The following is a 25,910-nucleotide window of genomic DNA, read 5'->3' as shown; positions in this document are numbered from 1 at the left end:
CAGATCGTGCCCCATGTGGGGCGCCGTGACCAGTCCAGACGCCTTCGTACAGAGAGATTCTCGTCACCCCCGGTGGCCGTGGCGGGAATCGAACGGTCCCGTGCGACGCTGCTGGTGGGGGAGATGAGACGTACGGGAAAGGGGAGAAGGATGTCGGAGGCCCTGGGGGCGGAGATCCTGCGGCCGGAGCGGCTCGGTGCCGAGCTGGGCGAGCGGGCCACCCTCGTGCAGTTCTCGACCGCCTTCTGCCAGCCCTGCCGTGCCACCCGCCGCACCCTCGCCGAGGTCGCCGCCATGGTGCCGGGCGTCGGGCACGTGGAGATCGACGCCGAGGAACGGCTCGATCTCGTACGGGAGCTGGGCATCGTGCGGACGCCCACCGTCCTCGTCCTCGACCGCGCCGGCCGGGTCGTCCGCCGGGCGGCCGGCCAGCCCCGCAGGGCCGACGTCATCGCGGCTCTGGGGCAGGCGGTCTGACGCGGCGCCACGGCGGGTGCTCTCGCACCGTTGGGCGCGGGCGGTCTGACGCCGTGACACTTCTCCCATATCCCGGTACGCACTTGACTGCCCCCGCCAACGATCGTCACCCTGGCGGAGTGCCCCCAGAACTCCTTCTCTACGGCCGGGCCCATGTGGACCTGGGTCGCAACGCGAGCGCGCGCTGTCAGGGTGTCTGACCACCCCAGGACTCTCCTCATGACGCCCTCGCAGAAGGACAATTCCATGACGGTCACGCCCGACCTCCGCACGGCCCCCACGATCGGCGCACCCCGGCAGGCCTCTCCCGATCTGCTCCGCTCCGTCTTCCGCCGGCACGCCGCCGGTGTCGCGGTGATCACCGCGCACGGCGAGCGCCCGGTCGGCTTCACCGCGACCTCGCTCAATTCCGTCGCCGCCGATCCCCCGATGATCTCCTTCGGGGTGGGCACCTCCTCCTCCAGCTGGCCCGTGGTGTCCGAGGCCGAGCACATCGGCGTCCACATACTCGGCGAGCACCAGGAGGAGCTGGCCGCCACCTTCGCGCGCAGCGGCGCCGACCGCTTCGGCGGGGCGACACGCTGGAGCCTGGGGCCGGAGGGGGTGCCCGTCCTGGACGGTGTCCTGGCCTGGCTGGTCTGCCGCGTGGTGGCCCGCGTGCCCGCCGGCGACCACAGGATCGTGATCGCGCAGGCAGTCGCCGGGGACCCGGACGGGGCCGGCCGGCCGCTCCTGTACCACCACGGGCGCTTCAACGCGCTGCGCGACTGAGAGTTCCCGGAACGCGCCCTCTCTCCGCGCGTTGTCAAGGTCACATTGCTGAGCGCTTGCTTACCGGTAACGAACTGGGTGTACTGGCGAGTAATATTTCGGTCGGGGCGTCCGGCGCCCCGACCGGAAACCCGCCCTTCAGGCGCCTATGCTGCGAGCAACAAGGCAGCCAAGTTATGACGATGCAGTAGGAGAGCCGGCGTGAGCTTGAGGATCGTTGTCTGTGTGAAGTACGTGCCCGACGCGACCGGAGACCGTAAGTTCGCGGACGACCTGACGGTCGACCGCGACGACGTCGACGGCCTGCTGTCGGAGCTCGACGAGTACGCGGTCGAGCAGGCCCTGCAGATCGCCGAAGAGGCGGACGACGCGGAGGTCACCGTGCTGACGGTCGGCCCCGAGGACGCCAAGGACGCGCTGCGCAAGGCGCTGTCCATGGGTGCCGACAAGGCCGTCCACGTCGAGGACGACGACCTGCACGGCAGTGACGTCATGGCCACGTCGCTCGTGCTCGCCAAGGCGATCGAGAAGACCGGCTACGACGTCGTCATCGCCGGTATGGCCTCCACCGACGGCACCATGGGTGTCCTGCCGGCGATCCTCGCCGAGCGCCTGGGCGTCCCGCAGGTCACGCTGCTCTCCGAGGTCAAGATCGAGGACGGCAAGGTGACCGGCCGCCGCGACGGCGACGCCGCCTCCGAGCAGCTCGAGGCCTCCCTCCCGGCCGTCGTCTCCGTGACGGACCAGTCGGGCGAGGCGCGCTACCCGTCCTTCAAGGGCATCATGGCCGCCAAGAAGAAGCCGGTGGAGTCCCTGGACCTCGACGACCTCGACATCGAGGCCGAGGAGGTCGGCCTGGAGGGTTCCTGGACCCTGGTCGACTCGGCCGCCGAGCGTCCGGCGCGCACCGCGGGCACGATCGTCAAGGACGAGGGCGAGGGCGGCAAGCAGCTCGCCGAGTACCTCGCGAGCCAGAAGTTCATCTAAGGCTCGCGCGAGCCGACCGTCCCGCCCCTTTTCGTTCGCAGGAGACTGAAGTCCCATGGCTGAGATTCTCGTCTACGTCGACCACGTCGACGGTGCCGTCCGCAAGCCCACCCTGGAGCTGCTGACGCTCGCCCGCCGCCTCGGCGAGCCGGTCGCCGTCGCGCTGGGCAACGGCGCCGCCGACACCGCCGCCGCGCTCGCCGAGCACGGCGCCGTGAAGGTCCTCACCGCCGACGCCCCCGAGTTCGCCGAGTACCTCGTCGTCCCGAAGGTCGACGCCCTCCAGGCCGCGTACGACGCCGTGTCCCCGGCCGCCGTCCTGGTCCCGTCCTCCGCCGAGGGCAAGGAGATCGCGGCCCGCCTCGCCGTCCGCATCGGCTCCGGTGTCATCACCGACGCCGTGGACATCGAGGCCGGCGGCGAGGGCCCGGTCGCGACCCAGGCCGCGTTCGCCGCCTCGTTCACCACCAAGTCCCGTGTCTCCAAGGGCACCCCGGTCATCACGGTCAAGCCGAACTCGGCCCCCGTCGAGGCCGCCCCGGCCGCCGGCGCCGTCGAGGCCCTCGCGGTCTCCTTCGGCCCGCTGGCCACCGGCACCAAGGTCACCGCGCGCACCCCGCGCGAGTCGACCGGCCGTCCGGAGCTGACCGAGGCCGCGATCGTGGTCTCCGGTGGCCGTGGCGTCAACGGTGCCGAGAACTTCGCGATCATCGAGGCCCTCGCCGACTCGCTCGGTGCCGCCGTCGGCGCCTCCCGCGCCGCCGTCGACGCCGGCTGGTACCCGCACTCCAACCAGGTCGGCCAGACCGGCAAGTCGGTCTCGCCGCAGCTGTACATCGCCTCCGGCATCTCGGGCGCGATCCAGCACCGCGCGGGCATGCAGACCTCGAAGACCATCGTCGCCATCAACAAGGACGCCGAGGCTCCGATCTTCGACCTCGTCGACTACGGCGTGGTGGGCGACCTCTTCGACGTCGTTCCGCAGCTGACCGCCGAGGTTCAGGCCCGCAAGGGCTGACCTGCGGTTCTGTACGGTCCGGGGGCCGCGTGGCGATTCGTCGCCGCGCGGCCCCCGGCCGTTTCGGACACCCATTGACGTGAGTCCAGGCCGACTATTAACTTCGCTATACGGATTGTTGATTCCGTGCAGCGGAAAACAGGAGGGTGTGGAATGGGTCAGCAGGAGAAGGTGTCGACGAGCCTCGCGGGCGCGGTCAGCGAGGGCATCAGCGCCTCCCTGGCGGCGGTGGACGCGGAGCTCGACCGTCGCTACCCGGGAGACCCCGGCACCCGCCAGCCCGTCCACACGGTCTACGTCCCCGGCAACGTCTTCGACGCCGACACCGTCCGCTCCTGGGGCGACCAGGCGCTCGCCGCCCTCGACGAGCACGCCCCGGACGCCGCCTCCTTCGCGGCCGTCCTGGGCCTCACCGACGACCTCGCCGAGGACGTCTACAGCCGCGTGCGCGCCAAGCTGGAGCGCGAGCCGATCGAGGACCTCCGGGTCGACTTCGAGGACGGGTACGCCGGCCAGGACGAGGACCGGGACGCGGCCCGCGCGGCGCGGCTGATCTCGGAGGCGTACGCGAACTCCACGGCCGCCCCGTACATGGGCATCCGGATGAAGTGCATGGAGTCCGCGGTACGCGACCGGGGCATCCGCACCACCGACGTCTTCCTCACCGGTCTGCTGGAGCACGGCGGCCTCCCCGACGGTCTCGTCCTCACCCTGCCGAAGGTGACCTACCCCGAGCAGGTCTCCGCCTTCGTCCGCCTGCTGGAGGCCTTCGAGAAGGCCCACGGCCTGGACGCCGGCCGCCTCGGCTTCGAGATCCAGATCGAGACCAGCCAGTCCATCCTTGCCACCGACGGCACCGCCGCCGTCGCCCGCATGATCGGCGCCGCCGAGGGCCGCGCGACCGGCCTGCACTACGGCACCTTCGACTACAGCGCCTGCCTCGGCGTCTCCGCCGCCTACCAGGCCAGCGACCACCCCGCCGCCGACCACGCCAAGGCGATCATGCAGGTCGCCGCCGCCGGCACCGGCGTCCGCGTCTCGGACGGCTCCACCAACGTCCTCCCGGTCGGCTCCAAGGAGCACGTCCACGAGGCCTGGCGCCTGCACTACGGCCTGACCCGCCGCGCCCTCTCCCGCGCCTACTACCAGGGCTGGGACATGCACCCCGGCCACATCCCCACCCGGTACGCCGCCGTCTTCGCCTTCTACCGCGAGGGCTACGAAGCCGCCGCCAAGCGGCTCTCGGCCTACGCCAACCACGCGGGCGGCGACGTCATGGACGAGCCCGCCACCGCCAAGGCGCTCTCCTCGTACCTGCTGCGCGGCATCGACTGCGGCGCCCTCGACACGGCCGAGGTCGACGCCCTCACCGGCATGACCCGCGCCGCACTCGACCGCTTCGCGGCCCCGCGCCGCGGCGACCTCACCGCTTCGGCCGAGTAGCCTCCGGGTCCTCGCAGGACTGCCCCACACCTCGTACGTCGCGCGCCTGCGCGGTACGGGGGCGGGGCGGTCGTGTTCGGGTGGGGTGGCCTGGCGGTTGGGTGCGGTGGCATGACGTGGCCCGACGTCGGCTGTGGTGGCCCGCGCAGGGGGCTGTCGTACCCAGCCGTTCGGCGTAGTCGTGTAGTCGTGCGGTCGTGCGGTCGTGCGGTCGTGCGGTCGTGCGGTCGTGCGGTCGCGCGTCAGCCGGTCGGTGCCGGGATCTCGCCCGAGCCGCGGGCGAGGAGCTTTGTGCCGAGCACCACCCGCTCCGGTGCCCCGCCCGCCCCGTCCAGGCGCCGGAAGAGCCGCTCCGCCGCCGTCCGGCCGAGCGCGGCGGCGTCCTGGGCGACGACCGTGATGCCCAGCAGATCGGCCAGCTCGATGTCGTCGAAGCCGACGAGGGCGACCGGCGACGGATGCGCGGCGAGGGTCCGCACCGCCGTGACGGTGACCCGGTTGTTCCCCGCGAACAGCGCCGTCACCGGCTCCGGCGCGGTCAGGAGCCCCCGTACGGCCGCGTTCACCCGCTCCGGGCTCGTCGACCCGAGGGAGACCCACTCCTCCCGGACCGGAAGGCCCGCTTCTGCCATCGCCGCGCGGTAGCCGCGCAGCCGCTCGGCGCCCGTGTGGATGCGGGGCCGGTCGCCGACGAAACCGATCCGGCGGTGTCCGTGGGCGATCAGATGGGACACGCCCTCGCGCGCCCCGCCGAAGCTGTCCGAGAGCACGGCGTCGGCGTCGATCCGCCCCGCCGGCCGGTCGACGAAGACCGTGGCGACACCCGCCCTGATCTCCGGCTCCAGATAGCGGTGGTCGTCACCGGCGGGGATGACGATCAGGCCGTCGACCCGGCGCGCGCAGAGCGCGAGCGCCAACTCCTGCTCCCGGTCGGGGTCCTCGGCGCTGGATCCGTTGATGAGGAGCGCGCCGTGCGCCCGCGCGACCTCCTCGACCGCGCGGCTGAGCGGTCCGTAGAAGGGGTCGGCGAGATCCTCGAGGACCAGGCCGACGGTGGCCGTCCGGCCCTTGCGCAGGACCCGCGCGCTGTCGTTGCGGCGGAAGCCGAGGGCCTCGATGGCCTCGTGGACGCGGCGCTCGGTCTCCGGGGTGACCCCCGGCTCACCGTTGACGACCCGGGAGACGGTCTTGAGGCCGACGCCCGCGCGGGCGGCCACGTCCTTCATCGTGGGCCGGTTGCCGTAGCGGTGATCGGTGCGGCGGGCGATGGCGGCCACGGTGCGGGGTTCCTCCGTCGTGTTTGTTCCGGATCTTCTTCCTCCGTCGAGCATAGAGGCTGGACAACGTTGTCAATCGCTCGGAGTCTGGGCAGACTGTACGGATTGCCCCGGGCCGCTCCCGGCCGCCGACTGGAGGATCCGTGTCCACGCTCACCGACCCCGCCCCCCGCCCCTCGCCGGGGCCCGTCGTCGCGCTCGACATCGGTGGCACCAAGATCGCCGGGGCGCTCGTCGACGGCGAGGGGCGGATCCTGGTGCGGGCCCGGAGGCCCACCCCCGCGCGGGAGGACGGCGAGACGGTGATGAAGGCCGTCGAGGCCGTCCTCGACGAGCTCGCCGCCGCCCCGCAGTGGGAGGAGGCGGGTGCCGTCGGCATCGGCAGCGCAGGCCCCGTCGACGCCTCGCGGGGGACCGTCAGCCCCGTGAACGTCCCCGGCTGGCGCGACTTCCCGCTCGTCGAGCGCGTCCGCCGGGCGACGGGCGGACGCCCGGTCACGCTGGTCGGCGACGGGGTGGCCATGACCGCCGCCGAACACTGGCTCGGCGCCGCCCGCGGCCATGCCAACGCCCTCTGCCTCGTGGTCTCCACGGGCGTCGGCGGCGGCCTCGTCCTCGGCGGCCGGCTCCACCCGGGACCCACCGGCAACGCCGGTCACCTCGGCCACATCTCCGTGGACCTGGACGGCGACTCCTGCGCCTGCGGCGGGCGCGGCTGTGTCGAACGGCTCGCCGCCGGCCCGCACATCGCCCGCCGTGCCCTGGAGAACGGCTGGCGTCCGGGGCCCGACGGCGACGCCTCCGCGGCGGCGGTGGCCGCCGCCGCCCGGGCCGGTGACCCGGTGGCCGTGGCCTCCTTCGAGCGGGCCGCGCAGGCGCTCGCGGCGGGGATCGCCGCCACGGCGACGCTCGTCGAGGTCGACATCGCGGTCGTCGGCGGCGGGGTGGCGGGCGCGGGCGACGTCCTCTTCGGGCCGCTGCGGCGCAGCCTCCGGGACTACGCGACGCTCTCCTTCGTACGGAACCTCACGGTGGTCCCGGCCGCCACGGGCACGGACGCCGGCCTCCTGGGCGCCGCCGCGGCGGCGTGGGCGTCGTCCGACCCCGGCTCCTGACCGCCGCGGTCCCTCCGGTCCCTCGGATCCCTTGGGTCCCCTGCTTCCTCCCATTCCTCCGGTTCCTCCGGTTGCTCCGGTTGCTCCGGTCCTCCGGTTCCTCCGGTCCTCCGTGATCCCGCCACCCTGCCGGGCTGCCCGCACACCCCCGTACATCTGCCGGACATGTGTTCGTGGTTTTCGTGGCAGGGTGTTGCGGGCAGTCCACTGGGGGCTACCCAAGAGGGGGAATCGTGATCGTCTGGATCAACGGTGCGTTCGGCGCGGGGAAGTCGAGTACCGCGCGCGAACTGGTCGATCTGATCCCGCACAGCACGTTGTACGACCCGGAGCTCATCGGCGGGGCCATGACCTGGCTGCTGCCGGCCAAGCGGCTCGCCGAAGTCGAGGACTACCAGGACCTGGCGATCTGGCGCCGCATGGTCGTCGACACCGCCGCCGCCCTGCTGGCCGAGGTCGGCGGGGTGCTGATCGTCCCCATGACCCTGCTCCGGCAGGAGTACCGGGACGAGATCTTCGGCGCGCTGGCCGCCCGCCGGATCGAGGTGCGCCATGTGCTGCTCGCTCCGGAGGAAACGATCCTGCGCCAGCGGATCGACGGCCGGACCGAGCACGGCGAACCCAAGGCCGACGCGCGGGTACGGGAGTGGTGCCACGGCCACATCCCGTCGTACCGCGCCGCGCTCGACTGGCTGGCCGGGGACGCGTACGCCGTCGACACCTCTGCGCTCACCGTGGCCGAGGTCGCCCGGAACGTCGCCGACGCGGTCCTGGCCGACCGGGCCGCGACCTGCGGAATCGTCCAGACGCCCGAACCGACCGGCGAGACGCTGGCGGCGGGCGTCCTGCTGTTCGACGAGGACGACCGCTTCCTGCTCGTCGACCCGACGTACAAGCCCGGCTGGGAGTTCCCCGGCGGAGTCGTCGAACCGGGCGAACCGCCGGCCCGCGCCGGAGTGCGCGAGGTCGCGGAGGAGATCGGGCTCGAACTCGACTCCGTACCGAAGCTGTTGCTGGTCGACTGGGAGCGGCCCAAGCCCCCGGGGTACGGCGGCCTCCGCCTCCTCTTCGACGGAGGCACGCTCAGCGCCGACGACACGGCGCGCCTCCGCCTCCCCGGCGCCGAGCTCCGCGAATGGCGCTTCGTCACCGAGGCGGAGGCCGCCGGCCTCCTGCCGCCCGTCCGCTACGACCGCCTCCGCTGGGCCCTGCGCGCCCGCGAACGCGGCACGGTGCTCAACCTGGAGGCGGGGGTCCCGGTGGGGAGGGACGCCCCCGAGGTGGCGACGGACACCCCCTAGGCCCTGTCGTCAAACTCCCGCCTGCCCTGCGACGCCATGCACGCACTCTCACCGCACCGGGCACAGACCCGCGTACATCCAGTACGCGGGCCCGCGCCCGGCACGCCGAGAGCACGCACCTGACGCCGCAGGGCCCGCCCTTCGGGCGGACGACGGGAGTTTGACGACAGGACCTAGGAGGGGCCGCCCCCGACGTTGGCGACCATCCTGCGCAGGACCTTGAGGGCGGCCACGTACTCATCGTCGCCGATGCCCTCGTGCACCTCGGCGCGCAGGTCGGTCACCAGCGCGCGGAGCCGCAGGCGCGCGGCCTCGCCCTCATCGGTGAGGTACAGGAGCCGGGCGTCGTCCGCCCGGAGCCAGCCGCGGTGCAGCAACTGGTCGACGACGCGCCCGATCTCGTGCGGCCCGTCCGCGAGGGGCGTCAGCTGGGCGACGACCTCCTCGCGGCCGGGCGCCGAGGGGCCGCCGTTCACACGGTTGAGCACCCAGTACTGCGGCTGTGTGACATCGATCCGGGCCATGGCGTCCCGCAGGTGCCGGGTGACGGCCGTGTGGGCGAGGCCGCTCCAATAGCCGATGGGCTGGTTCGCGAGGGCGTCGTCGCTCGCCGCCGGGTCGGCGGGCGCCTGGTCGGTGGAGGGAGAGTCGAGGGATTCCATGATCGACATCCTCTCCGCTAGCCGGCCGCGGCGGCGAACCGTGCCGCCGTGCCCTCGGTCACCGGCGCTCCGTGGCCGCAGCACAGCACCGAGGGAGCGAGCTTCGCGAGACGGCGCATCGATTCCATGGCCTGATCGCGGTCGACGTGGAAGACGCCGAACATCACGCCCTGCACCGACGCCACCGTGTCGCCCGTGAACAGCACGCCGTGGCTCGGGAGATGGACCGCGAGCGAGCCGGGCGTGTGGCCCGGGGTGTGCACCACCACCGCGCCGTCGCCGAAACCGAGCTCCTCGCCGTCCTCCACCTCCCGGTCCACCCGGGTCGGCGGCGCCGCCGGCACGGTCAGCCCGTGCTCGTACAGGGGGAGTTCCCAGTCCAGCAGGTCGGGCTCCGGGACCGGGGCCTCGCCCCGGATCACCGGGGCGTCCAGGCGGTGGGCGAGGATCTCGGCGCCGTGGCGGTCCGCCAACTCCTGGGCCCCGCCCACATGGTCCCCGTGGCAGTGGGTCAGGACGATCCGCTGCAGCCGGTCAGGGTCCAGGCCCGCGGCCCGGATCGCCTCCGTCGTGGCGTCGGCCGAGCCCGCCCATCCGGCGTCGATGAGAGTCAACTCCTCTTCGTCCCGCCAGAGATAGGCCTGACCTATGGAGTAGTCGAGGAGGTGCAGTCGAGGAGCGACCTGGGTGATTTCCATGCGGCGAACCTACGCATTCGCGCAGGTCCGCCGCATGCTTGTCCGCTCTCGGCGAGCTTCGCCGAGCGCTGAATCCGGACCGGACCGAGCCGGTTCCGTCAGACCTGCTTCGAGCGGGCGTAGTTGACGAGGAAGTGCGCCTCGGCCACCGAGAGCCGCTCCAGCTCCTCAGGAGAGACCGACTCGTTGGGCGCGTGGATCTGCGCCTCCGGCTCGCTCAGACCGATCAGCAGGATCTCCGCCTCCGGGTACAGCGAGGCCAGCGTGTTGCACAGCGGGATCGAGCCGCCCATGCCCGCCGTCTGCATCTCCTGACCGGGGTACGCGATCCTCATCGCGTCGGCCATCGACGCGTACGCCGGGCTCGACGTGTCCGCCTGGAAGGCCTGGCCCTGGCCGACCTGCTCCAGGGACACCCGGGCGTTCCACGGGGTGTGCTTCTCGATGTGCGCGAACAGCAGCTTCGTCGCCTCGGCCGCGTCCTGGCCGGGCGGCACCCGCAGGCTGATCTGGGCGCGGGCCGACGCGGGGATCGACGGCGTGGCCCCGGCGACCGGGTGGCAGTCGATGCCGACGACGGTCACGGCCGGGCGCGCCCAGATCCGGTCGGCGACGGTGCCGGCGCCCGGCAGGTCCACGCCCGAGAGGACCTTGGCGTCCTGGCGGAAGTCGTCCTCCGGGTACTGGAGGCCCTCCCAGGCCTTGTCTCCCGGCAGGCCGTCGATGACGGTCGAGCCGTCGGGACCGCGCAGCGAGTCGAGGACGCGGATCAGCGCTGCCAGCGCGTCCGGCGCGGCGCCGCCGAACTGACCGGAGTGCAGGTTGCCCTCCAGGGTGTCGATCTGCACCCGGATCATCGTCATGCCGCGCAGCGTCGCCGTCACCGTCGGCAGACCCACGCGGAAGTTGCCCGCGTCGCCGATGACGATCGTGTCGGCGGTCAGCACCTCGGGGTGCTGCTCCGCGTACCGCTCCAGACCGCCGGTGCCCTGCTCCTCCGACCCCTCCACGATCACCTTGACCGTCACCGGGACGCCGCCGTTCGCCTTGAGGGCACGCAGCGCGAGCAGGTGGAGGATGAAGCCGCCCTTGCAGTCGGCCGCGCCGCGCCCGTACCAGCGGCCGTCCCGCTCGGTCAGCTCGAACGGCGGGGTCAGCCACGCGGCCTCGTCCAGCTTCGGCTGCACGTCGTAGTGCGCGTAGAGAAGGACGGTCGGCGCGCCGGCCGGGCCGGGCAGGATGCCGTACACGGCCTGCGAACCGTCCGGCGTGTCGAGCAGTGCCACGTCCTCGAAGTCCTCGGCGCGCAGCGCGTCAGCGACCCAGTTCGCCGCCGCCTCGCACTCGCTGCGGGGCGCCACGGCCTCGTCCGCCACCGACTCGAAGGCCACGAGCTCCGCGAGCTCGGTCTTCGCCCGGGGCATCAGCGACCTGACGGTCTCGGCGATCGGATTCGCGGTCATGGGCACGCTCCTGGTGGGTGCGACGTTACGACGTAAGGGAGGGCGTTCGTCGTATGTCGTGGTACGGCGAACGCCCCGTAGATCCTACGGCGCGGGGCTCCGGCTACCGAGCCGTAGGATGCGTCGAGAGCAGACCACCGGTCGGATCAGGAGCAGAAGCACATCGTGAGCAGCGAGCACGCAGAGAACGCCGGTCCCGAGAACGCCGCCAACGCTGACGACGCCGCCGAGTTCGGCGCCGCCGGCGAAGCTGCCGCCGACGACATCGCCACCGCCACCGACAGTCCCGTCCCCGACACCGCCGTCGAGGCCGTCGCCGCCGACACCGACACCGACAGCGGTGCCGCGGACGAGCAGGCCGAGGTGTGGGACGTGGTCGTGGTCGGCGCCGGTCCGGCCGGCGCGTCCGCGGCCTACGCGGCGGCGGTCGCGGGCCGCCGGGTCCTGCTCCTGGAGAAGTCGGAGCTGCCCCGCTACAAGACCTGCGGCGGCGGCATCATCGGCCCCTCCCGGGATTCCCTCCCGCCCGGCTTCGAACTGCCCCTCCAGGACCGGGTGAACGCCGTCACGTTCTCCCTCGACGGCCGCTTCGCCCGTACCCGGCGCTCGCGCCGGATGCTCTTCGGGCTCATCAACCGGCCGGAGTTCGACGCGCAGCTCGTCGAGCACGCGCAGAAGGCGGGCGCCGAGCTGCGCACCGGAGCCACGGTGAGCCGGGTGGAGCAGCACGGCCCGTCCGTGCCGGACCGGCGGACCGTCGCCGTCGTCCTGGCCGACGGCGAGACCGTCCTCGCGCGCGCGGTCGTCGGTGCCGACGGCAGCGCCAGCCGCATAGGAGCCCACGTCGGGGTGAAGCTCGGGCAGGTCGACCTGGGCCTGGAGGCGGAGGTCCCGGTGCCGCCGTCCGTGGCCGAGGACTGGAAGGGCCGCGTCCTCATCGACTGGGGTCCGATGCCCGGCAGTTACGGCTGGGTCTTCCCCAAGGGCGACACGCTGACCGTCGGCGTCATCTCGGCGCGCGGCGAGGGTGCCGCCACCAAGCGGTACATGGAGGACTTCGTCGCCCGGCTCGGCCTCGCCGGCTTCGAGCCCACGATCTCCTCCGGGCACCTGACGCGCTGTCGCACGGACGACTCGCCGCTCTCCCGCGGCCGGGTCCTCGTCTGCGGCGACGCTGCCGGACTCCTGGAGCCGTGGACGCGCGAGGGCATCTCGTACGCGCTCCGCTCGGGACGGCTCGCGGGGGAGTGGGCGGTCCGGGTCGCCGAGGCGAACGACGCGGTCGACGCGCGGCGACAGGCCCTGAACTACGCGTTCGCCATCAAGGCCGGTCTCGGCGTGGAGATGGCGGTCGGGCGGCGGATGCTCGCGCTCTTCGAGCGGCGTCCGGGGCTGCTGCACGCCACGATCACGGGCTTCCGCCCCGCGTGGAACGCCTTCGCTGACATCACCCGCGGCTCCGCCACGCTCGGCGGCATGGTCCGCTCGAACGGCCTGGCGCGGCGCGCGCTGGAGATCCTGGACAAGCGGATGGACACCTCCTCCGGCGTCGGCCCGGCCGGCCGGGGCGTCACCGCCCGCGAGCGCGGGGCGTCCGACGAGGCGGAGGCGGAGACCGTGACGGCTGCGGAGACCGTGACCGAGATGGTGACCGAGACGGGGGCCGGGACGGGGGCCGGGACGGGGGCCGGGACGGGGGCCGGGACGGAGGCGGGGGCCGTGTCGCAGGCGGTCCCGCAGTCGGGTCCGTCGGGTCCGTCGGGTCCGGAGTCGGGTCCGACGGCTGCTCCCGGGGACAAGACGGACGGTCAGGCCGCGTCCTCCTCCGCTTCGGAGGCCGCGGAGCAGGTCTGACGTCTCGCAGTCAGCACGGCCGGCGGTGCCATGGGCGCCGCCGACGCGTACGGGCTCCGCTGCCCTGGCCGGTTCACACGGCCGGGGCGGCGGGGCCCGTCGTCGTGATGCGGAAGACGGGGTGCTTCGGTGCGATGGCGCGGAGCTCCTCGTCGGAGGAGTCGGGGCCGATGCCGCCGAAGAAGACGCCGACCTCGGCCTTCCAGCGCTTGAGGTAGGCGCGGAGCAGCGCGGGCTTGTCGTCGTCGGCCAGCTCCACGGCGGTGAAGCCCTCCGCGCGCTTGCCGAGGTGCAGCTGTCCGCCGCCGGCGGCCCGCATGTTGCGGGTCCACTGGACGTGGCCGCGCGGGGCCACCAGGTACTGGGCGCCGTCCACCGTCAGGAGGTTGACGGGGGTGCGGCGCCATTCGCCGCTCTTACGGCCGCGGACCGCGAGGACCCGGGATCCCCACACGCTGATGCCCCGGCGGGTCATCCACGCGACGGCGCGGTTGAGGACGTTGACCGTGAACCAGCCGGGCTTCATGACGTGGGCGGCGGGGGCGGCGGGCTGAGCGGACATGGGGTTCCTCCTGTGGAGCGGGTGGGAGCAAAGTGTGAGCACTGCTCTCGCTTGCCTCCAGTCTGCATGGGGCAGCGCTCTCATGCAAGAGCAGTGCTCTCGTTTCGGGGCAGTGCTCTGCGAATGGCACACTGCTCCGCATGACAACCGTTAGAGGAGCCCGCGCCCGCGCACGCGTCGAGATCACCGCCGCCATCAAGGCCGAGGCCCGCGCCCAGCTGGCCGCCGAAGGCGCCGCCAAACTGTCCTTGCGCGCCGTCGCCCGCGAGCTGGGCATGGTGTCCTCCGCGCTCTACCGGTACTTCCCCAGCCGCGACGACCTGCTGACCGCCCTCATCGTCGACGCCTACGACGCCGTCGGGGCCGCCGCCGAGAGCGCCGCCCGGGAGGCCGCCGGGGAGCGGTCGCTGGACCGCTGGACCGCCGTCTGCCGCGCCGTCCGCGCCTGGGCCGTCGCGCACCCGCACGAGTACGCCCTGATCTATGGTTCACCCGTCCCCGGCTACACCGCACCTCAGGACACCAACGCCCCCGCCGCCCGCGTCGGTCTCGTCCTCATCGGCATCGCCCGCGAGGCCCACGGAGGCGAGGGCATCGCCCTCCCCCCGCTCCCCGACGTACTGCGCCCCGAGGCCGTCCGCATCACCGCCGACATGGCCCCGGACCTCCCCCCGGAGCTCGTCGCCGCGTTGGTCGCGGCCTGGTCGCAGCTCTTCGGCATGGTCTCCTTCGAGGTCTTCGGCCAGTTCCACCGGCTCGTCGAGGACCGCGACGCCTTCTTCGCGACGGCCGCCCGCCGCCTGGGCCGGGACATCGGCCTCCTGCCCCCCGTCTGAGCGCGCCGCCTCCCGTACGCGGACCGCGCACGCCGCCCCCGTACTACGCCGGGAGTAGGGGCGACCACCCCGCCAGGGTGACGTCCGCGCGAGGCGGGCGCGGCTAGCGTGGCGGGCATGGACGAGGAGCGGACCGCCGGGCGCGGTGTCGGAGACCCGGACCGGGTGCCGTGGGGACGGTGGGCCGGGGAGTGGGGCCCCGGTGGTGGGCTGCCGTGGCGGTCCACGCTGGTCATCGCCGTGTTCGTGATGGCGGGGACCGGCTTCGCCGCGCGGAACCAGCACGACCGGGAGACCCTCGACGCTCTCGGGCGGGCCCTGCTGCTCCTCGGGGCGGCGGCGCTGCTGTTCCGTCACCGGTGGCCCGTTCCCGTGGTGTTCGGGGTGGCCGGCGTCACCCTCGCCTATCTGGCGGCCGGTTACCCGTACGGACCGGTCTTCGTCCTGGTCGCCGTCGCCTGCTTCGCCGCCGTCGTCCACGGGCACCGGACCGCCGCCTGGTGGGCCCTCGGCCTCCTGTGGGCAGGGCATCTGCTGATCTCGCACTGGCTCTACCGTTGGCTGCCCCCGTCCGGCGACGACCCCGCGCCCTGGGGCCAGGAGCTGCCCGCCGGTGCCTTCGCCGTCGCCGTGCTGGCCGCCTCCGAGCTCGTACGGGTGCGGCGCGAGCAGTGGGCACAGCAGCGGGCCGAGCGTGCCGCCGCCGAGCGGCGCCGCGCCGACGAGGAGCGGCTCCGCATCGCCCGCGAACTCCACGACGTGCTCGCCCACTCGATCTCCGTGATCAACGTCCAGGCCGGGGTCGGTCTCGCCCTCCTCGACGCCGACCCCGAGCAGGCCCGTACCGCGCTGACCACCATCAAGGCCGCGAGCAAGGAGGCGCTCGGCGAGGTGCGGCAGGTCCTCGACACCCTCCGTACCCCCGGCGACGCCCCGCGCGCCCCGGCCCCCGGCCTCGGTCGCCTCCCCGAACTCGTCGAACAGGCCGCCGCCGCGGGCCTGACCGTCACCGTCACGGCGAGCGGCCCGCCCACCACCGCCCTGCCGCCCGGCGCCGACCTCGCCGCCTTCCGGATCGTGCAGGAGGCGCTCACCAACGTGGTGCGGCACTCCGGTTCCCGCACCGCCCGGGTGGAGATCGCGCACGGCCCCGCCCGCCTCGACCTGCGCGTCGACGACGACGGCCCGGCCACCGGCACCGAGGCCGGCGGGAGCGGCAACGGTCTTGCCGGAATGCGGGAGCGGGCCGCCGCCCTCGGTGGCACGATCGAGGCGGGCGTCCGGCCGGACGGAGGCTTCCGCGTCCATGCCGTACTCCCGCTCCGTACCGAGGAGACCTCGTGATCCGTGTCCTGCTCGCCGACGACCAGTCGCTGGTCCGCGCAGGCTTCCGGGCGCTGCTCGACGCCCAGCCGGACATCGAGGTGGCGGGGGAGGCCGCGGACGGCGCCGAGGCCGTCGAGCGGGTGCGGTCGCTGCGCCCCGACGTGGTCCTCATGGACATCCGGATGCCGGCGCTCGACGGGCTCGACGCCACCCGGCGCATCACGGACGACCCGGACCTCGGCGAGGTCCGGGTCGTGATGCTGACCACCTTCGAACTCGACGAGTACGTCTTCGAGGCGATCCGCGCCGGCGCCTCCGGGTTCCTCGTGAAGGACACGGAGCCGGAGGAGCTGCTGCGGGCGGTCCGGGCCGTCGTCCACGGGGACGCGCTGCTCTCCCCTGGGGTGACGCGGCGGCTGATCGAGGAGTTCGCGGCCCGCTCCAAGCCCCCGTCGGCCGCGGCCGGGCTGGGCGCCCTGACCGATCGGGAGCGGGAGGTGATGGCGCTCGTGGGGATCGGCCTCTCGAACGAGGAGATCGCCCGCCGGCTGGTCGTCAGCCCGCTCACCGCGAAGACGCACGTGAGCCGTGCGATGGTGAAGCTGGGCGCCCGGGACCGGGCCCAACTCGTCGTCCTGGCCTACGAGTCGGGCCTCGTGCGGCCTGGCTGGCTGGGCTGATCCCGGGGAGTCGGCGACGGGCTCAGTCGCGTACGGCGACCTTGGCGACGGATTCAGCGGTGTCCGTGGTCGTGGATCCCGTGGAATCAGGGGTGTCCGTGGATCCCGTGGAATCGGGGGTGCTCGTGGATCCCGTGGAGTCGGCGGTGCGAGCGGATCGCGCGGTAGCCGCGGCTCCCGCGGTGTCCGCCGACCCCGCGGTGTTCGCCGTTCCTTCGGTGCCCGCGGGAGCCGAGCGCGCCACGACGACCGACTCCGTGGTGCCCGCCCGCTTCCTCCGGAGCCCCGGCAGGGTGATCAGGAGTCCGGCCAGGGCGATGACCGCGACCACGGCGAGGCCCGGCCGGAAGCTGTCGAGGGTGGCCTGCGGGGACGGCGACGCCTCCCCGTCCGCGGTGATGACGGCGGTGACGACGGCGAGGAAGAGCGCGCCGCCGACCTGGATCGAGGTGTTGAGCAGCCCCGAGACCATGCCCTGCTCGCGGTCGTCCACGCCGTTGGTGGCCTGGATGTTGAGCGAGGGGAAGACCAGGGCGCAGGCGGCGCCAAGGAGCAGCATCGACGGCAGGATCACGGCCGCGTACTGCGGGGTCAGCGAGATCCGCAGGAAGAGCGCGTACGCGACGACGAGCAGCGTGAATCCGACGGCGATCACCCGGGGGGTGCCGAAGCGGTCCACGACCGCGCCGATCTTCGTGGAGGAGAGCGCCACGAGCACGCCGGCCGGGAGGAAGGCCAGCGCCGTCTGGAGCGCGGACCAGCCGAGCAGCGACTGCATGTACTGGGTCACGATGAACTGGAAGGCCACGTACGAGCCGAAGAACGCCGCCGCGCCGAGCTGGGCGCGGACCTGGGACCCCGAGCGAAGGACTCCGAGCCGCACGAGCGGGGAGGCGCTGCGCCGTTCGACCAGGACGAACGTGACGAGGAGTGCGGCGGCGACGAGGAAGGACAGCAGGGTCCGGGCGGAGGTCCAGCCGACCTCGGGTGCCTGGACGACGGTGAAGACGAGCAGCAGCATCGCGGCCGTGCCGGTGACGGCGCCCGGCAGGTCGTAGCCGCCGGAGGAGTCCTCGCGGGGGCTGTGCGGGATGAGGCGCAGCGCGAAGACGAGGGCGATCAGGGCGACCGGGGCGGGCAGGAGCATGGTCCAGCGCCAGCTGAGCTCGGTGAGCAGTCCGGACAGGACCAGGCCCATGGAGAAGCCGGTGGCGGCGCAGGTGGTGTAGATCGACAGGGCCCGGTTGCGCTCGGGGCCCTCCTTGAAGGTCGTCGTGATGATCGACAGGCCCGCGGGTGCGGTGAAGGCGGCGCTGAGGCCCTTGATGAACCGGCTGGCGATCAGGAGCGGGCCGGAGTCGACGAGTCCGCCGAGGAGCGAGGCGAGCGCGAAGACGGCGAGGGCGATGAGGAAGACGCGCCGGCGGCCGAGGAGGTCGGCCGCGCGACCGCCGAGGAGCAGCAGGCCGCCGTAGCCGAGGATGTAGCCGCTGACGATCCACTGGAGCGTGGCGGTGGACAGCCCGAGGTCGGTGGCGATCGAGGGCAGGGCGACGCCGACCATCGAGACGTCGAGGGCGTCGAGGAACATCGCGGCGCAGAGCACGAGCAGGGTGCCCCAGAGCCGCGGACTCCAGCGTTCCTGCGTGGCGGCCGTGGGTGCGGCGGTGAGCGGAGAGGTCATGGGCAGCACGGTACATGCACATGCATTGAATGCGAGTGCATTTAATTCCCGTGCAACAAAGTGGGTCGTTTCTGCTAACGTGCGGGGATGGCAGCGAACCAGTCCGAACGCGCGCTCGTGGACGAGTGGCGTGACGTCCTCGCCCTGCACGCCCGTACGACCTGCGAGCTCGACCGGGCCCTCCATCCGTTCGGGCTCGGCGCCAGCGACTTCGAGGTCCTCGACGTCCTCGCCGAAGGCGCGGCCGAGGACGGCCCGGGCTCCTGGCGTGTCCAGGAGCTCGCCGGGCGGGTCCACCTCAGCCAGAGTGCGCTGTCCCGGACGGTCGCGCGCCTGGAGAAGGACGGCCTCGTCCTGCGGGGGATGTGCGCCGAGGACCGGCGCGGCGTCCAGGTGAAACTCACGGAGAAGGGGCTCGCGCGCCATGCCGAGGTCCTGCCCCTCCAGCGCGATGTCCTGACCCGGATGCTGGACCGCAGCTCCTGACACCCGCGTCCCTTCCCGACGCCCGCGCCCGCGCCCGCGCCCGCGTCCGCGTCCGTTCCTGACGCCCGCGCCCGTTTCCGCTCCCGACGCCCGCGCCCGCGCGCGTCCGCGTCCGTTCCTGACACCCGCGTCCGGACGGACCGGCAATGTCCGTTCGAGCAAGGCCCCGAACGTTCCGGCCGCCGAGATCAGGGCCACCTTCTCGCGGTTCCTGGAGACGGGCGGCGAGGACGGGACGACGGGCAAGCGCACGATGCGCCCGTTCGTCGCGGGCATCAACGGCGGCCGCCCCTCGCGTCTGGAGCAGTCGGCGGACTGAGCCGCCCGCGGGTCACCGGAGCCGGTCGGGCCGGTCGGATACCCGGTCGTCGGCCGGGCTGGACGCCTGCCCGCGGGTCACCTGAGCCGGGCGGGCCGGTCGGATGCCCGCGGGTCGTCAGGCGGGTCAAGGGGGTCAGACGACCGCCGAGTTCTCCCGCCACAGCCGGGCGAGCGCCTCCTCCCCGGTCACGGTCACGGCGTCGGCGGGGAGTCGGTTCCACAGGGCCAGGTACAGACGGTCGGCGGGCCCGGTGAACTCCGCGTCCGCCGGCCCCCACTCTCCCGCCGTGGCGGGGGTCCCCCGCTCCGCCCGGGGCGGTTCCGCGGCCGAGAGGCGTACGTTCCAGAGGTCGCCGGTATCCGTCGTCCGTACCCGCAGGACCCGCTCCTCCGGTGTGCGCACCCGGCTCTTCTCGCGGCCGTGGAGGCCGCACAGCAGCTCGTCGATCCCGTCGGCGGCCGTCGCCGGATCGACCGCGCCGGGCCCGCTCCCGAGCGCCGACTCGGCGTCCGCGCGGTGCACGATCGTCTCGTGTGCCTGCCGCCGCGCCCAGAAGGCGAGCGGCGAGGGCGCCGGGAGGAAGGTCCAGCACTCCAGGGTCTCAGGCGCCGCGCGCAGGGCGGTGACGAGGGCCGCGTGGCCCTCCTGGTAGTACGCGAGCAACTCGTCGCCGTCGAGGGCCGGTTCGCCGTCGCCCGGGTGGTAGGAGGTGCGGCCCTCGACCACGAGGGTGGTGGCCCAGCGGTGCACCGTCGTGGTGTGGCGGAGGAGGTCCCGGACCCGCCACCCCGGGCAGGTCGGGACCTCCGCGTCCGGCCCGGCCCCGCCCGCGGCCTCCGCGAGCGCCCGGCCGGCCGTCTCCAGCGCCTCGATGTGCTTCGTGATCCCCATCGTCCCGCCGCCGTAGATCGTTTCCATGGGGCGGACTCTCGCAGGCCGTATGCGTCCGGTTCCTCAACTCGCCGGATCGGAAGCGGCGTTCCGCGCCCAGTAGCCCATCGCCGCGGCGCCGGCGGCGAGGACCGCGACGGTGGTGAGCGCCACCGGCAAGGAGAACCAGTCGGCGAGGAACCCGATGGACGGCGGGCCGAGCAGCATGCCCCCGTAACCGAGCGTGGAGGCCGTCGCCACGCCGCCGGGACCGGCGATCGAGCCCGCGCGGGCGACGGCGACGGGGAAGATGTTCGCGAGGCCGAGCCCGGTCACCGCGAAGCCGAGGAGCGTGGCCCAGACGGTCGGCGCGAGCGCGCCGAGGAGCATGCCGGCGGCGGCCGTGGCGCCGCCCGCGACGAGGGTGCGGGTCTGGCCGAGGCGTTCCAGGAGGAGCGTGCCGGAGAGCCGGCCTGCGGTCATGGTCAGGGCGAAGACGGAGTATCCGGCCGCGGCCACGCCCGGGTGGGCGCCCAGGTCCTGTGCGAGGTGCAGTGCGCCCCAGTCGGCCAGCGCCCCTTCGCCGTATGCCGTGCAGAGTGCGATCACGCCGAAGACGACGACCGTGCGGCGGGCGGCCCGCGTCGGCTTCCCGGACGTCCGGGCCTTCCCGGCGCCGGAGGACGCCGAGAGGGTCTCGGGCAGCGTGGGCGCGGGGTGGCGCAGGAGTACGGGCCCGGCGGCGGCCGTCAGGGCCAGGCCGACGACCGTGAGGCCGAGGAGGTGGGTGGTGGGGGAGAGGCTTCCGGCGAGGAGTCCGCCGATACCGGCGCCGAGCATGCCGCCGAGGCTGAACGCGGCGTGGAAGCTCGGCATCACCGGGCGGCGCAGGGCGGTCACCAGGTCCACGGCCGCGCTGTTCATGGCGACGTTGATCCCGCCGTACGCCGCGCCGAAGACCAACAGGACGAGGCCAAGGGCGAGCGGGGACCGGGTGAGGGCCGGAAGGGCGACCGAGAGCGACAGGAGTACGGCGGTGGCGACCGTGACGGCGTGGGAGCCGTGGCGCCGGCAGAGCCGGCCCGTCAGCGTCATCGTGATCACGGCGCCCGCGGACACTCCGAGCAGCGCGAGACCGAGGTCGCCGGCCGAGGCGCCGGTCTGCTGCTTGACGGCGGGGATGCGGACCACCCAGCCGGCGAACAGGAAGCCGTCGAGGGCGAAGAAGAGGGTCAGGGCGGAGCGGAGGCGGGACAGGGAGTGGGTGGCGGTGTCTCCGCCGGAGCCCCCCGGTACGGCCGTCCGTACTTTGTTTAGTAGCGGCACAAACTCAGGATAGGGGTCGGTCGCCCGTGGAATCAACTGCGCCGACGGCGTACGGGCAGGGGAGCGGTGGGGTACGGGGCCGCACCACGGTCCGATCATGGGAGACTCGCCCCCATGAACGGCAAGGCGACGACGACCCGGACACGGCTGGACAGGGGGCGCAGCGCGCTCGGCCCCGCGCTGGAGCTGGTGCACACCGGAAGGGCGCCGACCCGGGCCGTCCTCACCGCCGAGCTCGGCGTCACCCGGGCCACCGCCGGTGCGGTCGCCGCCGAGCTGGAGGCCCTCGGCCTCATCCGCGTCGACTCCAACCCCGGTGCCGCCGCCGGCTCGCAGGGGCGTCCCTCCCACCGGCTCGCCGTCGACGAGAAGGGCCCCGTCGCCCTCGCCGCCCAGGTGCACGCGGACGGCTTCCGGGCCGCGCTCGTCGGCCTCGGCGGCACCATCGTCGCCACGGCCCCCGGCTGCGTCACCGTCTCCGCCGACCCGGCCCAGGTCCTCGGCGCCGTCGTCGACGCGGGCGCCGCCCTGCTTCACGAGAGCGGCCGCCGCTGCGTCGGCGCCGGCCTCGCCGCCCCCTCCGCCGTGGCCGAGCCCGAGGGCACCGCGCTCAACCCGCTCCACCTGGCCTGGCCCGCCGGTGCGCCGGTCCGGGAGATCTTCGCCGAGTGCGTACGGGCCGCCGGGATCGAGGGCCCCGCCTTCACCGGCAACGACGTCAACCTCGCCGCCCTCGCCGAGCACCGCCACGGCGCCGGGCGCGGCGCCCGCGACCTCCTCTGCGTGGCCACCGGCCACCGCGGCGTCGGCGGCGCGCTCGTCCTCGACGGACGCCTGCACACGGGCAGCGCGGGCCTCGCCCTGGAGGTCGGTCATCTGACGGTCAATCCGGAGGGGCGCCCCTGCCACTGCGGAAGCCGCGGCTGCCTCGACGTCGAGACCGACCCGCTCGCCTTCCTCACGGTCGCGGGCCGGGACCCCGGACCCGAGATCTCCCTGCTCCAGCAGGCCCGCGACCTGCTGCGGACCAGCCGGGACGACCCGGGGGTCCGGGTGGCCGTCGGGGAGCTGATCGACCGTCTCGGCCTCGGCCTCGCGGGTCTGGTGAACATCCTGAACCCGGACCGGATCATCCTCGGCGGGCTCCATCGCGAGCTCCTCGACGCCGACCCCGAGCGTCTCCGCGCGGTCGTCGCCGACCGCAGCCTGTGGGGCCGCAGCGGAGGCGTGCCGATCCTGCCGTGCACCCTCGACCACAACAGCCTGGTGGGCGCCGCCGAACTGGCCTGGCAGCCGGTGCTCGACGACCCGCTGGCCGCCCTCGGCCGGGAGTCCGTCTGAGCGTGGCCCGCAAGGCGTGCGGGGTGGCCCGGACGGCGTGTGGGGTCCGGAAAGGCGTGCGGGGTGGCCCGGACGGCGTGTGGGGTCCGGAAGGTTCGCGAGCCCCGGCACGGGGTGCAGGGCCCGGCAGGCGTGGTGTGCGGGGCCCGGCATGACTCAGGGCCCGGAAGGCGTCTCCTGTGCGTGCCGCTACGCCGGCCCCGGGGGCAGGTGGACGGTCATGATCAGGTGGCAGGTCCCGGAGCCCGAGCCGCGATAGGTGTGCGGGGCGTCCGCGTCGAAGGTGGCGGTCTGCCCGGCCTCGACGGGATGCTCGGCGCCGTCGACGACGAGCACCATCCGCCCGGCGGTGACGCTGACGGTTTCCACGACGCCCCCCTGGTGGGGGTGGCTGGGGTACTCCTCGCCGGGTTCGAGCCTCCAGCGCCAGACCTCCACCGGGGCCGGTCCGGAGGTGGTCAGCATGAGTCGCGCCTCGCCGCCCTGCTCCCCGGTCCACAGGGGCGTGACGGAATCGGCGGTCACGACCCGGACGCGGCCTTCGGGGGGACCCTCCATCAGCGCGGACACCGAGACGCCGAGGGTGTCGGCGAGGCGGACCAGGGTGGCGAAGTTCGGGTTGCCCTGGGCCTTTTCCAGGCCGACCAGGGCGCCCTTGCTGACCTTGGCGCGACGGCCGAGTTCGTCCAGGGAGAGTCCGGCGCGGGTGCGTGCCGCGCGGACGTTGTGCGCGAGCGTCCGCAGCGCCGCCTCGGTCTCGGCCATCGCTTCGTCCCTTCGTCGATTCCGTCGACTTCACCGCCAGGTCGGTGCAATGCACCACGCGGTCGTTCGGTTGACGACTTGCGGTCGGTGCGTTGTACCGTGTGGTCGTTCCGCTCATAGTAAGGGTTACCCGTGATCGCTCTGCTGCTGGCCCTGGGCAGCTCCCTGGCCTACGGCTGCGCCGACTTCCTCGAGGGCCTCGGCGCCCGTAAGGCCCACGTCCTGCGCACCGTCATGATCGCCGCCCCGGCGTCGCTCACCGTCGAGCTGCTGCTGTGGCCCTTCCTCGGCGCCTCCTTCGCCCCCGCGACCCTCGCCTGGGGCGCGGCGTCGGGCGTCGCCTCCGCCGCCGCGTTCGCCCTGCTCTACCGCACGCTCGCGATCGGCCCGATGAACGTCCTCTCCCCGGTCACCGCCCTGGTCTCGGCGATGCTGCCGGTCGGCGTGGGCCTCCTCCAGGGCGAGCACCTGGGGCTCACCGGGCTGATCGGCCTGCCGCTGGCGTTGGCGGCCGTGGTCCTGGTCAGCGCCGGCCACGGAGCGAAGACCGCCCGCCCCTCGCGCACCGCGCTGCTGCTGGCCCTCGGAGCCGGGGCCGCCATCGCCCTGCAGCTGGTCTTCCTGCACCAGGCGCCGGCGGACAGCGGCGTCGGCCCGCTGATCATCGGCCGCGCCGTCTCCTCCGCGGTCACCCTCGCCACGGCCGGGCTGATGTACCGGCGGCTGGGCCCGGAGAAGCCCGCCTACGCGATGGCCTCGGCGGCCGGCGTGCTGGACTCCCTGGCCAATCTGCTGTTCCTGCTCGCCGCCCGCGACGGCGACCTCGCCGTCGTCGCCGTGATCACCGCCCTGTACCCGGCCGGCACCGTCCTGCTCGCCCGCGGCGTCCTCGCCGAGCGCGTCCACCGCGGTCAGCTGATCGGCCTGGGCACCGCCGCCGTCGCCGTCAGCCTCCTCGCCCTCACCTGACCTCGCCGACTGCCGACCGCCCGACCGCTGACCGCCCGACTGCCGACCCCCGACTACTGACCTCATTGACCTGACTGACCTCGCGGCCCCTCGGCCGCCTTCACCGAACGGACCCCCGATGACCACCTTCCGCATCGGCCCCGCCGTCGCCGAGGCCTTCCCCGACACCCTCGTCGTCATCGTCACCGCCACCGGCCTGCGGGGCCACGAGCCCTGGCCCGCCACCACAGCCGCTCTCCAGGACCTGGAGCAGCAGCTCGCCGACGGCGTCTGGCGGCCCGCCGACGAGAGCGACCCGCGCATCGAGGCATGGCACACCGCCTACCGCGCCTTCGGTACCAACCCCCGCCGGATCCGGCCCAGCGTCGACGCCCTGGGCCGCCGCATGGCCAAGACGGGCGCCCTGCCGCGCATCAACCCGGCCGTCGACTCGTACAACACGGTCTCCGTGCGCCACGGCCTGCCCGCCGGCGCCTTCGACCTCGACCACGTCACCGGCGACGTCGAGATCCGCCACGCCGACGGCACCGAGACCTTCACGCCCCTCGGCGCGGCCGACACCGTCGAGCACCCCAAGCCCGGCGAGGTCGTCTACACCGACACCACCGGCGTGCTCACCCGGCACTGGAACCACCGCGACGCCCACCGCACCCGCGTCACGGAGAAGTCCACCCACGTCGCCTTCCTCCTGGAGACCGTCGCCGCCACCCGCGACGGGCACCTGCTCAGGACCGCGGCGGACGAACTGCGCACCCTCCTCGGGCCGCACTGCGAGCACAGCACCGCGCACTACCTCGGACCGGCGCGCCCCGAAACCGCCGTCTGACCGTCGTCCCCGCCCCGCGGGGCGAAAACCCGTGGGCGGTGTGGGCCGTACGACGTAGCGTTCCGCCTCATGGACATCTCCGAATCCGGTCTTCCCCCGCGCCTCGGCAGCCTCACCTTCCACGGGCCCCTCTCCGAGGCCCGCGCCACCCGCATGATCGGGAGACTCGCCGCCGAGGCTCCCGCGGACGTCCTCGACATCGGCTGCGGCTGGGGCGAGCTGCTCCTCCGCGCCCTGGCCGACGCCCCGGGTGCCAAGGGCATCGGGATCGACATCAACGCCGAGGACCTGGCCCGCGGCCGCGCGCTCGCCGAGGAGCGCGGTCTCGCCGAGCGCGTGCTCTTCGTCGAGGAGTCGGCGCTCGGCACCGACCGGGGCCCCGTCGACGCCGTCCTCTGTCTCGGGTCGAGCCAGGCGCTCTGCGACCCCGAGCAGCCCTACGACCCCGCCGCGGTCCTCCGCGAACTGCGCCGACTCGTCCGGCCGGGAGGCCGGGTCGTGCTCGGCGAGGGCTTCTGGGAGCGCACTCCGACGGACGAGGAGCTGGCCGCCATGTGGCCCGGCGCGCATCTCGGCGACCACGTCTCCCTCGGCGCCCTCGTGGACCTCGCGATCGAGGCGGGCTTCCGGCCCGTGTGGATCGAGACGGCGAGCGCCGACGAGTGGGAGGACTTCGAGTCCGGCTACCGGTACGACACCGAGGTCTGGCTCGCCGCCCACCCCGACCACCCGCTCGCCGCCGAGACCCGCGAGCGCGTCGACCGGCAGCGGTCGACCTGGCTGAACGGCTACCGCCGGGTCCTCGGCATCGCGTACCTCACCCTCGTCGCGGTGGCCTGAGGCGTCACCGT

General features: G+C 73.6%; 25 protein-coding genes. 16 read left to right on the top strand and 9 right to left on the bottom strand.

The window, feature by feature from the left end:
• Positions 1–150 precede the first annotated feature (150 nt).
• The 5 genes from IE124_RS19315 to IE124_RS19295 all read left to right on the top strand — a co-directional run bounded on the left by IE124_RS19315 (position 151) and on the right by IE124_RS19295 (position 4,696).
• Positions 151–477: a TlpA family protein disulfide reductase gene (locus IE124_RS19315; RefSeq protein ID WP_189509059.1), complete on the top strand. Its 327-nt coding sequence runs from the start codon at positions 151–153 to the stop codon at positions 475–477.
• 246 nt (positions 478–723) lie between these two features.
• Positions 724–1,248, top strand: coding sequence for a flavin reductase family protein (locus IE124_RS19310; RefSeq protein ID WP_189509058.1), 525 nt, complete (start codon positions 724–726; stop codon positions 1,246–1,248).
• A gap of 201 nt (positions 1,249–1,449) precedes the next feature.
• Positions 1,450–2,235: an electron transfer flavoprotein subunit beta/FixA family protein gene (locus IE124_RS19305; protein ID WP_189509057.1), complete on the top strand. Its 786-nt coding sequence runs from the start codon at positions 1,450–1,452 to the stop codon at positions 2,233–2,235.
• A gap of 55 nt (positions 2,236–2,290) precedes the next feature.
• On the top strand, positions 2,291–3,253 hold the full coding sequence (locus tag IE124_RS19300; RefSeq protein WP_189509056.1) for an electron transfer flavoprotein subunit alpha/FixB family protein: 963 nt from the start codon (positions 2,291–2,293) through the stop codon (positions 3,251–3,253).
• Between the two features lie 153 nt (positions 3,254–3,406).
• A complete protein-coding gene (locus IE124_RS19295; RefSeq protein ID WP_189509055.1) occupies positions 3,407–4,696 on the top strand; it encodes a DUF6986 family protein in 1,290 nt (429 codons plus the stop codon).
• Positions 4,697–4,938: 242 nt separating this feature from the next.
• Here IE124_RS19295 and IE124_RS19290 read toward each other — a convergent pair whose 3' ends face one another.
• On the bottom strand, positions 4,939–5,922 hold the full coding sequence (locus IE124_RS19290) for a LacI family DNA-binding transcriptional regulator (protein WP_370468786.1): 984 nt from the start codon (positions 5,920–5,922) through the stop codon (positions 4,939–4,941).
• A 194-nt stretch (positions 5,923–6,116) separates the two neighbouring features.
• Here IE124_RS19290 and IE124_RS19285 point away from each other — a divergent pair, with 194 nt between their 5' ends.
• Together IE124_RS19285 and IE124_RS19280 are read left to right on the top strand one after the other, a co-directional pair.
• The gene (locus IE124_RS19285; protein WP_189509053.1) at positions 6,117–7,088 is read left to right on the top strand and encodes an ROK family protein; all 972 of its coding nucleotides are present in this window, start codon (positions 6,117–6,119) and stop codon (positions 7,086–7,088) included.
• A 233-nt stretch (positions 7,089–7,321) separates the two neighbouring features.
• Complete coding sequence (locus tag IE124_RS19280) at positions 7,322–8,389, top strand: NUDIX hydrolase (protein WP_189509052.1); 1,068 nt, start codon at positions 7,322–7,324, stop codon at positions 8,387–8,389.
• 173 nt (positions 8,390–8,562) lie between these two features.
• Here IE124_RS19280 and IE124_RS19275 read toward each other — a convergent pair whose 3' ends face one another.
• The 3 genes from IE124_RS19275 to IE124_RS19265 all read right to left on the bottom strand — a co-directional run bounded on the left by IE124_RS19275 (position 8,563) and on the right by IE124_RS19265 (position 11,212).
• Positions 8,563–9,051 (bottom strand): MarR family winged helix-turn-helix transcriptional regulator, encoded by a 489-nt coding sequence (locus IE124_RS19275; protein ID WP_189509051.1) that lies wholly within the window; start codon positions 9,049–9,051, stop codon positions 8,563–8,565.
• 17 nt (positions 9,052–9,068) lie between these two features.
• The gene (locus IE124_RS19270) at positions 9,069–9,749 is read right to left on the bottom strand and encodes an MBL fold metallo-hydrolase (protein ID WP_189509050.1); all 681 of its coding nucleotides are present in this window, start codon (positions 9,747–9,749) and stop codon (positions 9,069–9,071) included.
• Between the two features lie 98 nt (positions 9,750–9,847).
• Complete coding sequence (locus IE124_RS19265; RefSeq protein WP_189509049.1) at positions 9,848–11,212, bottom strand: dipeptidase; 1,365 nt, start codon at positions 11,210–11,212, stop codon at positions 9,848–9,850.
• 165 nt (positions 11,213–11,377) lie between these two features.
• Between IE124_RS19265 and IE124_RS19260 the strand changes: the two genes are divergently transcribed.
• A complete protein-coding gene (locus IE124_RS19260; protein ID WP_502266933.1) occupies positions 11,378–13,066 on the top strand; it encodes a geranylgeranyl reductase family protein in 1,689 nt (562 codons plus the stop codon).
• Between the two features lie 73 nt (positions 13,067–13,139).
• Here the strand turns inward: IE124_RS19260 and IE124_RS19255 are convergent, their stop codons facing one another.
• Positions 13,140–13,628 (bottom strand): nitroreductase family deazaflavin-dependent oxidoreductase, encoded by a 489-nt coding sequence (locus IE124_RS19255; RefSeq protein ID WP_189509048.1) that lies wholly within the window; start codon positions 13,626–13,628, stop codon positions 13,140–13,142.
• A 140-nt stretch (positions 13,629–13,768) separates the two neighbouring features.
• Here IE124_RS19255 and IE124_RS19250 point away from each other — a divergent pair, with 140 nt between their 5' ends.
• From IE124_RS19250 to IE124_RS19240, 3 genes are all read left to right on the top strand, one after another.
• Complete coding sequence (locus IE124_RS19250) at positions 13,769–14,464, top strand: TetR/AcrR family transcriptional regulator (protein ID WP_189509047.1); 696 nt, start codon at positions 13,769–13,771, stop codon at positions 14,462–14,464.
• 117 nt (positions 14,465–14,581) lie between these two features.
• Positions 14,582–15,808 (top strand): sensor histidine kinase, encoded by a 1,227-nt coding sequence (locus IE124_RS19245; RefSeq protein WP_189509046.1) that lies wholly within the window; start codon positions 14,582–14,584, stop codon positions 15,806–15,808.
• Positions 15,805–16,470: a response regulator gene (locus IE124_RS19240; protein WP_189509045.1), complete on the top strand. Its 666-nt coding sequence runs from the start codon at positions 15,805–15,807 to the stop codon at positions 16,468–16,470. Before IE124_RS19245 ends, IE124_RS19240 begins: the two co-directional genes overlap by 4 nt.
• 22 nt (positions 16,471–16,492) lie before the next feature.
• On the opposite strand, the gene IE124_RS19235 is transcribed toward IE124_RS19240, so the two are convergent.
• Positions 16,493–18,154, bottom strand: coding sequence for an MFS transporter (locus IE124_RS19235; protein WP_229832595.1), 1,662 nt, complete (start codon positions 18,152–18,154; stop codon positions 16,493–16,495).
• A gap of 87 nt (positions 18,155–18,241) precedes the next feature.
• On the opposite strand from IE124_RS19235, the gene IE124_RS19230 reads away from it, so the two are divergent.
• A complete protein-coding gene (locus tag IE124_RS19230; protein WP_189509044.1) occupies positions 18,242–18,640 on the top strand; it encodes a MarR family winged helix-turn-helix transcriptional regulator in 399 nt (132 codons plus the stop codon).
• A 454-nt stretch (positions 18,641–19,094) separates the two neighbouring features.
• Here the strand turns inward: IE124_RS19230 and IE124_RS19225 are convergent, their stop codons facing one another.
• Positions 19,095–19,853, bottom strand: a complete 759-nt coding sequence (locus tag IE124_RS19225; RefSeq protein ID WP_189509196.1) for a maleylpyruvate isomerase family mycothiol-dependent enzyme — start codon at positions 19,851–19,853, stop codon at positions 19,095–19,097.
• Between the two features lie 63 nt (positions 19,854–19,916).
• Entirely contained in the window at positions 19,917–21,158 is a 1,242-nt protein-coding gene (locus IE124_RS19220; protein WP_189509043.1) for an MFS transporter, read from the bottom strand.
• A gap of 114 nt (positions 21,159–21,272) precedes the next feature.
• On the opposite strand from IE124_RS19220, the gene IE124_RS19215 reads away from it, so the two are divergent.
• Entirely contained in the window at positions 21,273–22,499 is a 1,227-nt protein-coding gene (locus IE124_RS19215; protein WP_189509042.1) for an ROK family protein, read from the top strand.
• 189 nt (positions 22,500–22,688) lie between these two features.
• Here the strand turns inward: IE124_RS19215 and IE124_RS19210 are convergent, their stop codons facing one another.
• Entirely contained in the window at positions 22,689–23,264 is a 576-nt protein-coding gene (locus IE124_RS19210) for a helix-turn-helix domain-containing protein (protein ID WP_189509041.1), read from the bottom strand.
• Between the two features lie 132 nt (positions 23,265–23,396).
• Here IE124_RS19210 and IE124_RS19205 point away from each other — a divergent pair, with 132 nt between their 5' ends.
• The 3 genes from IE124_RS19205 (at position 23,397) to IE124_RS19195 (ending at position 25,899) form a co-directional block, all read left to right on the top strand.
• On the top strand, positions 23,397–24,233 hold the full coding sequence (locus IE124_RS19205) for an EamA family transporter (protein WP_189509040.1): 837 nt from the start codon (positions 23,397–23,399) through the stop codon (positions 24,231–24,233).
• Between the two features lie 118 nt (positions 24,234–24,351).
• Positions 24,352–25,059: a B3/B4 domain-containing protein gene (locus IE124_RS19200; RefSeq protein WP_189509039.1), complete on the top strand. Its 708-nt coding sequence runs from the start codon at positions 24,352–24,354 to the stop codon at positions 25,057–25,059.
• Positions 25,060–25,128: 69 nt separating this feature from the next.
• Positions 25,129–25,899: an SAM-dependent methyltransferase gene (locus IE124_RS19195; protein ID WP_189509038.1), complete on the top strand. Its 771-nt coding sequence runs from the start codon at positions 25,129–25,131 to the stop codon at positions 25,897–25,899.
• Positions 25,900–25,910 lie beyond the last annotated feature (11 nt).

This window comes from Streptomyces narbonensis (assembly GCF_014649015.1).
Lineage (GTDB): Bacteria > Actinomycetota > Actinomycetes > Streptomycetales > Streptomycetaceae > Streptomyces > Streptomyces narbonensis.
Note: the sequence above shows the minus strand (reverse complement) of the source record. Positions and strands in the feature narration are given on the sequence as shown.

Bases quoted from the DNA above. Each gene is read 5' to 3' on its own strand.
- IE124_RS19315 (WP_189509059.1), top strand. From the start codon at position 151: ATGTCGGAGGCCCTGGGGGCGGAGATCCTGCGGCCGGAGCGGCTCGGT.
- IE124_RS19310 (WP_189509058.1), top strand. From the start codon at position 724: ATGACGGTCACGCCCGACCTCCGCACGGCCCCCACGATCGGCGCACCC.
- IE124_RS19300 (WP_189509056.1), top strand. From the start codon at position 2,291: ATGGCTGAGATTCTCGTCTACGTCGACCACGTCGACGGTGCCGTCCGC.
- IE124_RS19295 (WP_189509055.1), top strand. From the start codon at position 3,407: ATGGGTCAGCAGGAGAAGGTGTCGACGAGCCTCGCGGGCGCGGTCAGC.
- IE124_RS19290 (WP_370468786.1), bottom strand. From the start codon at position 5,922: ATGAAGGACGTGGCCGCCCGCGCGGGCGTCGGCCTCAAGACCGTCTCC.
- IE124_RS19275 (WP_189509051.1), bottom strand. From the start codon at position 9,051: ATGGAATCCCTCGACTCTCCCTCCACCGACCAGGCGCCCGCCGACCCG.
- IE124_RS19270 (WP_189509050.1), bottom strand. From the start codon at position 9,749: ATGGAAATCACCCAGGTCGCTCCTCGACTGCACCTCCTCGACTACTCC.
- IE124_RS19265 (WP_189509049.1), bottom strand. From the start codon at position 11,212: ATGACCGCGAATCCGATCGCCGAGACCGTCAGGTCGCTGATGCCCCGG.
- IE124_RS19255 (WP_189509048.1), bottom strand. From the start codon at position 13,628: ATGTCCGCTCAGCCCGCCGCCCCCGCCGCCCACGTCATGAAGCCCGGC.
- IE124_RS19250 (WP_189509047.1), top strand. From the start codon at position 13,769: ATGACAACCGTTAGAGGAGCCCGCGCCCGCGCACGCGTCGAGATCACC.
- IE124_RS19245 (WP_189509046.1), top strand. From the start codon at position 14,582: ATGGACGAGGAGCGGACCGCCGGGCGCGGTGTCGGAGACCCGGACCGG.
- IE124_RS19235 (WP_229832595.1), bottom strand. From the start codon at position 18,154: ATGACCTCTCCGCTCACCGCCGCACCCACGGCCGCCACGCAGGAACGC.
- IE124_RS19230 (WP_189509044.1), top strand. From the start codon at position 18,242: ATGGCAGCGAACCAGTCCGAACGCGCGCTCGTGGACGAGTGGCGTGAC.
- IE124_RS19225 (WP_189509196.1), bottom strand. From the start codon at position 19,853: ATGGGGATCACGAAGCACATCGAGGCGCTGGAGACGGCCGGCCGGGCG.
- IE124_RS19215 (WP_189509042.1), top strand. From the start codon at position 21,273: ATGAACGGCAAGGCGACGACGACCCGGACACGGCTGGACAGGGGGCGC.
- IE124_RS19210 (WP_189509041.1), bottom strand. From the start codon at position 23,264: ATGGCCGAGACCGAGGCGGCGCTGCGGACGCTCGCGCACAACGTCCGC.
- IE124_RS19200 (WP_189509039.1), top strand. From the start codon at position 24,352: ATGACCACCTTCCGCATCGGCCCCGCCGTCGCCGAGGCCTTCCCCGAC.
- IE124_RS19195 (WP_189509038.1), top strand. From the start codon at position 25,129: ATGGACATCTCCGAATCCGGTCTTCCCCCGCGCCTCGGCAGCCTCACC.